Consider the following 6339-nt stretch of genomic DNA (forward strand, 5'->3'; position numbering starts at 1 on the left):
GTCAATTAATGGTTAGCGTATGCAGAGACGGCAGCGTTGGTGAGCGAACTAAACGCCAGATGATTCAGGAAACCGGCCAGGTCGTTCTTGCCGGTGCTGTCCAGCCTCACCTCCGTAAGGGAGGGCAGGTGCTGCGCAAAGAACAGGTGCTTGCGGGCGGCCTCAACAAGAGTGCTCACCAGCGCGTGCGGAAAAGGATAGGCTGGGTTTATCTCCAGCACAATCAGTGCAACCTTGTGGCAAAGGTTTTTGTAGTCCTGGAACAAGCCGGCTTTGTTGTCTGCGTCTACCTCTTTGGTGAGATAGGCCTTGGAAGCCTCCAAAATGACAATGCGCGCCAAAGAGTGGACGTCTACGTTAGACAGCGGCGGCTCTCTCCCATCGCTTCCAGCCAGAATGCGGATGAAGGCCCTCAGCTTCTCCGAGGCCTCTGCCACATGATGGGTATGGTAGCTGAACTGGTAATCCAGCCAGTTCCAGTACCAGGAAACCAGGTAGAGCAGCAGTTTGTGCTTATTCTCAAAGTATCGGTACACCGATACCTCCGTGGACGCAATGTGCTGCGCCAGCTTTTTAAAGGTAAAATGCTCAAAGCCCAACTCATCAATAAGCCGGATGCTCTCTTTCACGATGGCCCTGCCTAATTCGGTCAGCTCCGGGTCACGCAGGAAAAGCTTCTCGTTCAATTCTATTCTAATGGTGGCGCCCATAAACCAATTCGGCTGTAATGAATTTTCACAAGTATATAAAAAAATTATTAATAATAGTAAAGCTATTATTAATAATTTAAATACTATCACTCTGGTTCTGCTTAATTATTTTGCTTGCGTGAAAGTCAAACGCATTCACTGACCACTGGGGAAATGTGCGGATGTACCTGTTTAAAGGCTCAGAGGGAGGGGACGGCCAGCAATACGGTGGTGGCGAATAGCCAAACTGAATGTCAGCACCATTGCTTTGCACTGGCCAGGCGGCCCTGTCATTTTGGGTATCCGCGCTTTCCATGCCTTGGCTAAGTAGCGGTAGCTAGTTAGCCAAGGCAGGAGCGGCTGGCAAAGTGCCTCGTCCCTTAAAACGGCAAGTTCCCGGGACAGTATAACCAGACAGGCCTGCCCGACAGGTACCGGCCACTGTTCTGCATTGAAAAGCCCGTTGAAGTGTCCGTTTCGACGCAGAGCAACGGTGACAGGGACACTGTCCCAAGCCGCCTGTTGATTCTCGTTGTCCGGCGTTGATTTGCGTTGATCCTCGTTGGCGGGGATGGTTGGTTTGCGTTGGAGTCCGTTGCTTTTGCTTTGCAAAACGGTGTCTTTCCGTTGTCTAGGCAATGCAGAGTGTCCCACTGCGGCGGCAACACACCTAAAACCGCCCCATAACCCACTAAACTACCTTCCGCCGCCCATTAGCCGCCTAGCCGCCACTGTTTGCCGCCATCAGCCGCCGCCTTTGGACCCGGTTTGCCGCCAGTTCAGCCGCCTAGCCGCCGCCGCTTGCTCCCCAGCCGCCGCCAAGCCGCCAGGTAGCCGCCTAATAGCCGCCGCCTGGGTGTCCCTGCCATTGGGGGCTGCCCTCCCCAGGGTGTGGGAGACAGGCGGCGGTAGCAGGCGGCAAAGTAGCTACCCCGTTAAACGGCAGGTTCTCGGGACAGTAAATTCAAGCGTGTCTTCCTGGAAGGTTCTGGCAGCTATCCTGCCCTGAAACGTCCGTTTCGGCGGCGGGAAGCCGTCCCAAACTGCCCGTCGGTGCATTGCCCGACGTTGGTTTGCATTGAGTTGCATTGGCGGGGAGGGTTGTTCCGGCATTGATCTGCATTGATCTGCATTGGAGCGGAAGGCTGTTCCGGCATTGCTTTGCATTGATCTGCATTGGTGGGGAGGGCCGGTTTGCGTTGGCCGACGTAGTTTCAGCGTCGCCTGGGCAGTTTATCGCGTATCGGTGCGGCTGTAAATCACACCAGCCGTCCCAGGAGGGGCGACAGGGGACACCAAAGGAAAGAATACGGGTTTTCCGCGCTTGGTAAGGGGATCTGGCCATACAATCAGGCCTCCTGTTGCTGCTTGTTGCTGGCCGTTGCTCTACGTGTTGCTGGCTGTTGCTGCGTGTTGCTAAACTACGTTGCTGTGGGTTGTTTTGTGTTGCCCGGGCAGGATACCGAGCAAAAATGCGGCAACACACACCCGAATCGGCCCTATAAGCCACTGAAGCAACATTCAGCAACGTGAATCAATGCGGAGCAATGCAAATCAACGCAGCCCGGCAACGGGAATCAATGCAGAGCAATGCAGTTCAACGCAGCCTAGCAACGGGAATCAATGCAAAGCAATGCAGTTCAATGAAGACCAATGCAGCCCAGTCAACGGGAATCAATGCAGAGCAATGGTGGGCAATGCCCGGTCACTGGCCACCGCCCTCCCCCTCTGCCTGGGACAGGTAGCGGTAGCAGGTGGCCCGGCCGATACCCAGCTGCCTGGCGATCTCCCCCACGCCCTTGGTGCCTGAGTCGAAGAGGATCTTGGCGGACTTTGCCTTTTCCTGCGCCTCTTTGGAAAGGCCTACCGGTCTGCCTCCCCTTCTGCCCCTTGCCTTGGCAGCATCCAATCCTGCTTTTGTTCTTTCCCGGATGATTTCCCGCTCAAACTCTGCCAGCGAGGCGAAGATGTTGAAGGTGAAGCGACCGGTGGGCGTGGCGGTGTTGATACCGTCCTGCAGGCTCACAAAGTCTACTCCTTTCTCTTTGAACTCCGCCACCAGGTCTATCAGGTCCCGCAGCGAACGGCCCAGCCTATCAAGCTTCCAGACCACGACCGTGTCACCGGTCCGGAGCCGCTCTATCATCTTCCCCAGCTCCGGACGTTCCTTGTTCCTGCCCGATTTCTTCTCTTTGAATATCTGCCCGCACCCGTAGCCGGAAAGCGCGTCCGTCTGCAATTCCAGCCTCTGGTCCTGGGTGCTCACCCGGGCGTAGCCTATCTTCATGTCTGTGTCTCGTTAACCCGTCTCAAATATAGAAAACGTTTTTGATTATTGAGATGGCTATTCGGGACAGGATTGGCGTCTATAGAGGGGCATTTTCCGGTCAGCGGGTTAGTCCCGCAAAACGGCCGTTTAACGGGACAAGCAACCTGTTTCAGGAGAAGACCCCCGCCTCTTTGGACGAGGCTGACATAAAAGCGCACATGCTCCACCTGATAGATGACTACGACATCTCCGCCTCCCACCAGAACTCGGCCGTGAACGCCATCAAGTTCTACTATGAGAAGGTGCTGCACCTCCCCCGCACCGTCTATTACCTGGACAGGCCACGGGAAGCCCAGGCCCTGCCGGAGGTACTCAGCGAGGGGGAGGTCACCCTTATCATGAATGCCGTGGGCAACCTGAAGCACAAATGCATCCTGCTGCTGATCTATTCGGCGGGCCTGAGGGCCGGTGAGCCGGTGAGCTGATAAACCTCAGGGTCGCAGACGTGGACTCCGGCAGGAGAATCCTTAACGTCAGGGCCGGGAAAGGGAAAAAGGACAGGGTCACCTTGCTTTCCGGGAAAATTCTCACCTACTTAAGGCAGTATTACAAAGCTTACCGGCCCAAGGACTGGCTTTTTGAGGGGCAGGACGGGGAGGCCTACAGTTATGGAAGTGCCCGGAAGGTTTTCAAAAGGGCATGCGAGATAAAGAAGAAGGTCTCCCTCCATACCCTGCGCCACAGCTTCGCCACGCACCTGCTAGAGCAGGGGGCAGACCTGCGCTACATCCAGGCGCTGCTGGGGCACCACTCCAGCAAGACGACGGAGATCTACACCCACATCACCCGCAAGGGCATGGAAAAGATAAAGAGTCCGCTTGATAATTTAGAAATATGATTATTAAAAGATAAAGGAACCTCTATGGAAAAGTTATCAACTGATTATCAATCACTTAATATCAAATCTAAAGAAATAACATCACCTCCCAAAAGACCTGCATGTAGTGTAAATAACATTACTGGTGATGTTATTTAGGTGTTAGCCTTAATTTATAATTATGAAAGTTTTACTCCTCACACTCGGATTGCTGTTCTCCTTATCAAAAGCAAATGCCTGCGAATGTACGCTGAGAGGAAGCTTTTTGGAAGTAGCACCTAAGACAAGGTTGGTGGCTCATGTTAAAATATTAAAACAGCTAAACATGAAGGATGAGCCAGACTCAATACTTCCATTAAAGATAAAAGCAGAAATCATACAAATCTATCGTGGAAAAGAGAAGCGGCATGTTATTAATATTTTAGGTAGTAGAGGCAAAGACTGTAGGATGCAAGCCTCTCAACTAAAAGAAGGCGAGACTTTTATAGTAGCACTTGAATCTAATGAAATAGTGAGAAAGGACGGCAATTCAGACTACTATATCTCAACCTGTGGAACACATCTTTTACAAGTAGAAACAATAGATTCACTTACTTATGCTGTTGGAGACATTGGCAATAACAAAGCAAAATTACGACTGGAGGATGTAAAGAAAATATTAAGCCAATAACCTAAGTTTAATATATAAAATAAAAACTAAGGCTAACATTGTGCATAAGCCATGCTACGGCCGACGGCCTTGCACGCCTCATGCACTAGACGTTGGGGTTAATTCAAATAATAAAAATGGAATTGCTTTAAGATTTTAAAGTATTAAGAAAAGGAACTTATGTTTCTCATTACATTGATTCTTTTTGCGTTTAATTCACTCCAACCTTCTTGTGATTGTTGGAGTGAAAATATAAAGCTAAAATGGAGCGACTTTCAGGGAAAGCCTGATATGTCAGTTAGAACATCTGTTAAATCTAACGCCGAAGCATTAATTGCAACTCGGTTAGTAATTACAAAGAAAGACTTTAACCAAAAAATTCCCGACTTTATTGCAACTAGTTGTATCATTAAAAGCGAGTCTTGGACGGTTGATACAACATCAGTTGAGTTATTACAACATGAGCAGCTTCATTTCGATATTTCAGAACTTTTCGCAAGAAAAATTAGAAGAGAATTTTCAATCCTAAGAGCCAAAAAAGTGCAAGATGTTTCTGAATATCAAATGGTGATTGATAAATATAAGAACCAACGAGATTTATTAAATAAAAAGTATGATAGAGAAACAGGAAATGGGGGTGTTGATTTTGTTCAAGAAGAATGGAATCTAAAAGTCTTGAAAGAACTAAACAACTATAAATCATACTCACTTTCATCAAAAGAATGTTCATGTGAGATTTCACCAGAAAGCGAGAAAAAAAAGAACTAACCCCAACATTGTATAAAAATCATGCATCGGCCGACGGCCTCACACGTTTTTTATACTAACCGTTGGGCAACAGGAGAAAATAATAAAAAAGTTTTATGAATTTAGAGATAGGTAAGTCAATTACGTCAACAAAGTTAAAGGAGCTTGAGCATTTACAATCATTTGGACTTTATGAAATATATTGGCTTAATGAAAGTGACAGCTACATAATAGCTATTGATAGTAAAAATTTAATATGTAGCTGTTTTGAATTTTATGAAATAGATGACTATGTACAATTAGCCCATATGAATACATTGGACTTTGTGCAGCGTAAAGGGATTGGGAAGGAAATAATGAAACAAGCTGTTAGTACTTGGACGGTATTTAATTTACCATCGACCAATACTAATGATAGATATTATTACATAGAAAATGGATTATCCTTTATACGGAGATGTTTTGATGTTAAAATTTTAACTGAACCGCCATTTAAATACCCTAGGTAGAAATTAATATCTAGTATAGATTTGACATTTTAATAAATCATAAACGTATAATAAAATCCCGATTGCCCAACATTGTGTAAACACCATACTTCGGCCGACGGCCTCGCACGCTGTTTACACGAGACCGTTAGGCTCATTTAACATAAGCGGACTTATCAGTCGGCACCCCACACGTTGATGGCTCTATCATCCTGATAAGCCCCGATGGGAAAATCATCTACAGCGGATCGGGTGATTCCGGGCTGTCTGAGGCCTGCCAGATCCTAGACAGGGAATTAGCAAGTAAGTAGAACATAAAAGGTATTGCAAAGAGCTGCTACTCCCCTTTGCCGCAATTATCTTGCCGTCAGTCTTATATACTGGTAGCCCTATCTGATTGACACTTTTGGATGCCCTATGGCTTTTATATATGCTTCTTTGAATTCAGACTCAGTGATGGGTTCACCGACCTCAAACTGGCACCAGGTGCCGGTTAGGCCGCTTGTGTCAGTGATATAATTATGTTCCACACTGATGATTGGGAATTCAGGGTTCAGGAAGTTTATCACCACCTGATAGCCATCCTTGGTCTTGCCATCACCACCATGTACTTCATAATA

Annotated in this window: 8 protein-coding genes; 5 read left to right on the plus strand and 3 right to left on the minus strand. The window is 47.8% G+C overall.

The genetic code is table 11. The annotated features are described in order from the left end of the window. Positions 1-5 precede the first annotated feature (5 nt). A complete protein-coding gene (locus HHO50_RS20590) occupies positions 6-686 on the minus strand; it encodes a TetR/AcrR family transcriptional regulator (protein WP_255478841.1) in 681 nt (226 codons plus the stop codon). Between the two features lie 1708 nt (positions 687-2394). Beyond that, complete coding sequence (locus tag HHO50_RS20595) at positions 2395-2976, minus strand: recombinase family protein (RefSeq protein WP_181309037.1); 582 nt, start codon at positions 2974-2976, stop codon at positions 2395-2397. Between the two features lie 53 nt (positions 2977-3029). On the opposite strand from HHO50_RS20595, the gene HHO50_RS21120 reads away from it, so the two are divergent. The 5 genes from HHO50_RS21120 (at position 3030) to HHO50_RS20620 (ending at position 5740) form a co-directional block, all read left to right on the plus strand. Then, positions 3030-3443, plus strand: a complete 414-nt coding sequence (locus tag HHO50_RS21120) for a phage integrase N-terminal SAM-like domain-containing protein (RefSeq protein WP_219921616.1) — start codon at positions 3030-3032, stop codon at positions 3441-3443. Positions 3444-3463: 20 nt separating this feature from the next. After that, on the plus strand, positions 3464-3856 hold the full coding sequence (locus HHO50_RS20605) for a tyrosine-type recombinase/integrase (RefSeq protein ID WP_219921617.1): 393 nt from the start codon (positions 3464-3466) through the stop codon (positions 3854-3856). A 160-nt stretch (positions 3857-4016) separates the two neighbouring features. Then, positions 4017-4505 carry a hypothetical protein gene (locus tag HHO50_RS20610; RefSeq protein WP_181309038.1) on the plus strand — a complete coding sequence of 163 codons (489 nt, stop codon included), beginning with the start codon at positions 4017-4019 and terminating at the stop codon, positions 4503-4505. Positions 4506-4664: 159 nt separating this feature from the next. Then, entirely contained in the window at positions 4665-5252 is a 588-nt protein-coding gene (locus HHO50_RS20615; protein ID WP_181309039.1) for a hypothetical protein, read from the plus strand. Positions 5253-5347: 95 nt separating this feature from the next. Next, positions 5348-5740, plus strand: coding sequence for a hypothetical protein (locus HHO50_RS20620; RefSeq protein ID WP_181309040.1), 393 nt, complete (start codon positions 5348-5350; stop codon positions 5738-5740). A 368-nt stretch (positions 5741-6108) separates the two neighbouring features. On the opposite strand, the gene HHO50_RS20625 is transcribed toward HHO50_RS20620, so the two are convergent. Further along, positions 6109-6339: hypothetical protein (locus HHO50_RS20625; RefSeq protein ID WP_181309041.1), on the minus strand; the 231-nt coding region annotated here is incomplete at its 5' end.

It is taken from the genome of Rufibacter sp. XAAS-G3-1 (genome assembly GCF_013623775.1).
GTDB lineage: Bacteria > Bacteroidota > Bacteroidia > Cytophagales > Hymenobacteraceae > Nibribacter.

What these genes read in the sequence shown, in the direction of transcription:
- HHO50_RS20595 (WP_181309037.1), bottom strand. Translation starts at nt 2,976, where the DNA reads ATGAAGATAGGCTACGCCCGGGTGAGCACCCAGGACCAGAGGCTGGAA.
- HHO50_RS21120 (WP_219921616.1), top strand. Translation starts at nt 3,030, where the DNA reads ATGGCTATTCGGGACAGGATTGGCGTCTATAGAGGGGCATTTTCCGGT.
- HHO50_RS20610 (WP_181309038.1), top strand. Translation starts at nt 4,017, where the DNA reads ATGAAAGTTTTACTCCTCACACTCGGATTGCTGTTCTCCTTATCAAAA.
- HHO50_RS20615 (WP_181309039.1), top strand. Translation starts at nt 4,665, where the DNA reads ATGTTTCTCATTACATTGATTCTTTTTGCGTTTAATTCACTCCAACCT.
- HHO50_RS20620 (WP_181309040.1), top strand. Translation starts at nt 5,348, where the DNA reads ATGAATTTAGAGATAGGTAAGTCAATTACGTCAACAAAGTTAAAGGAG.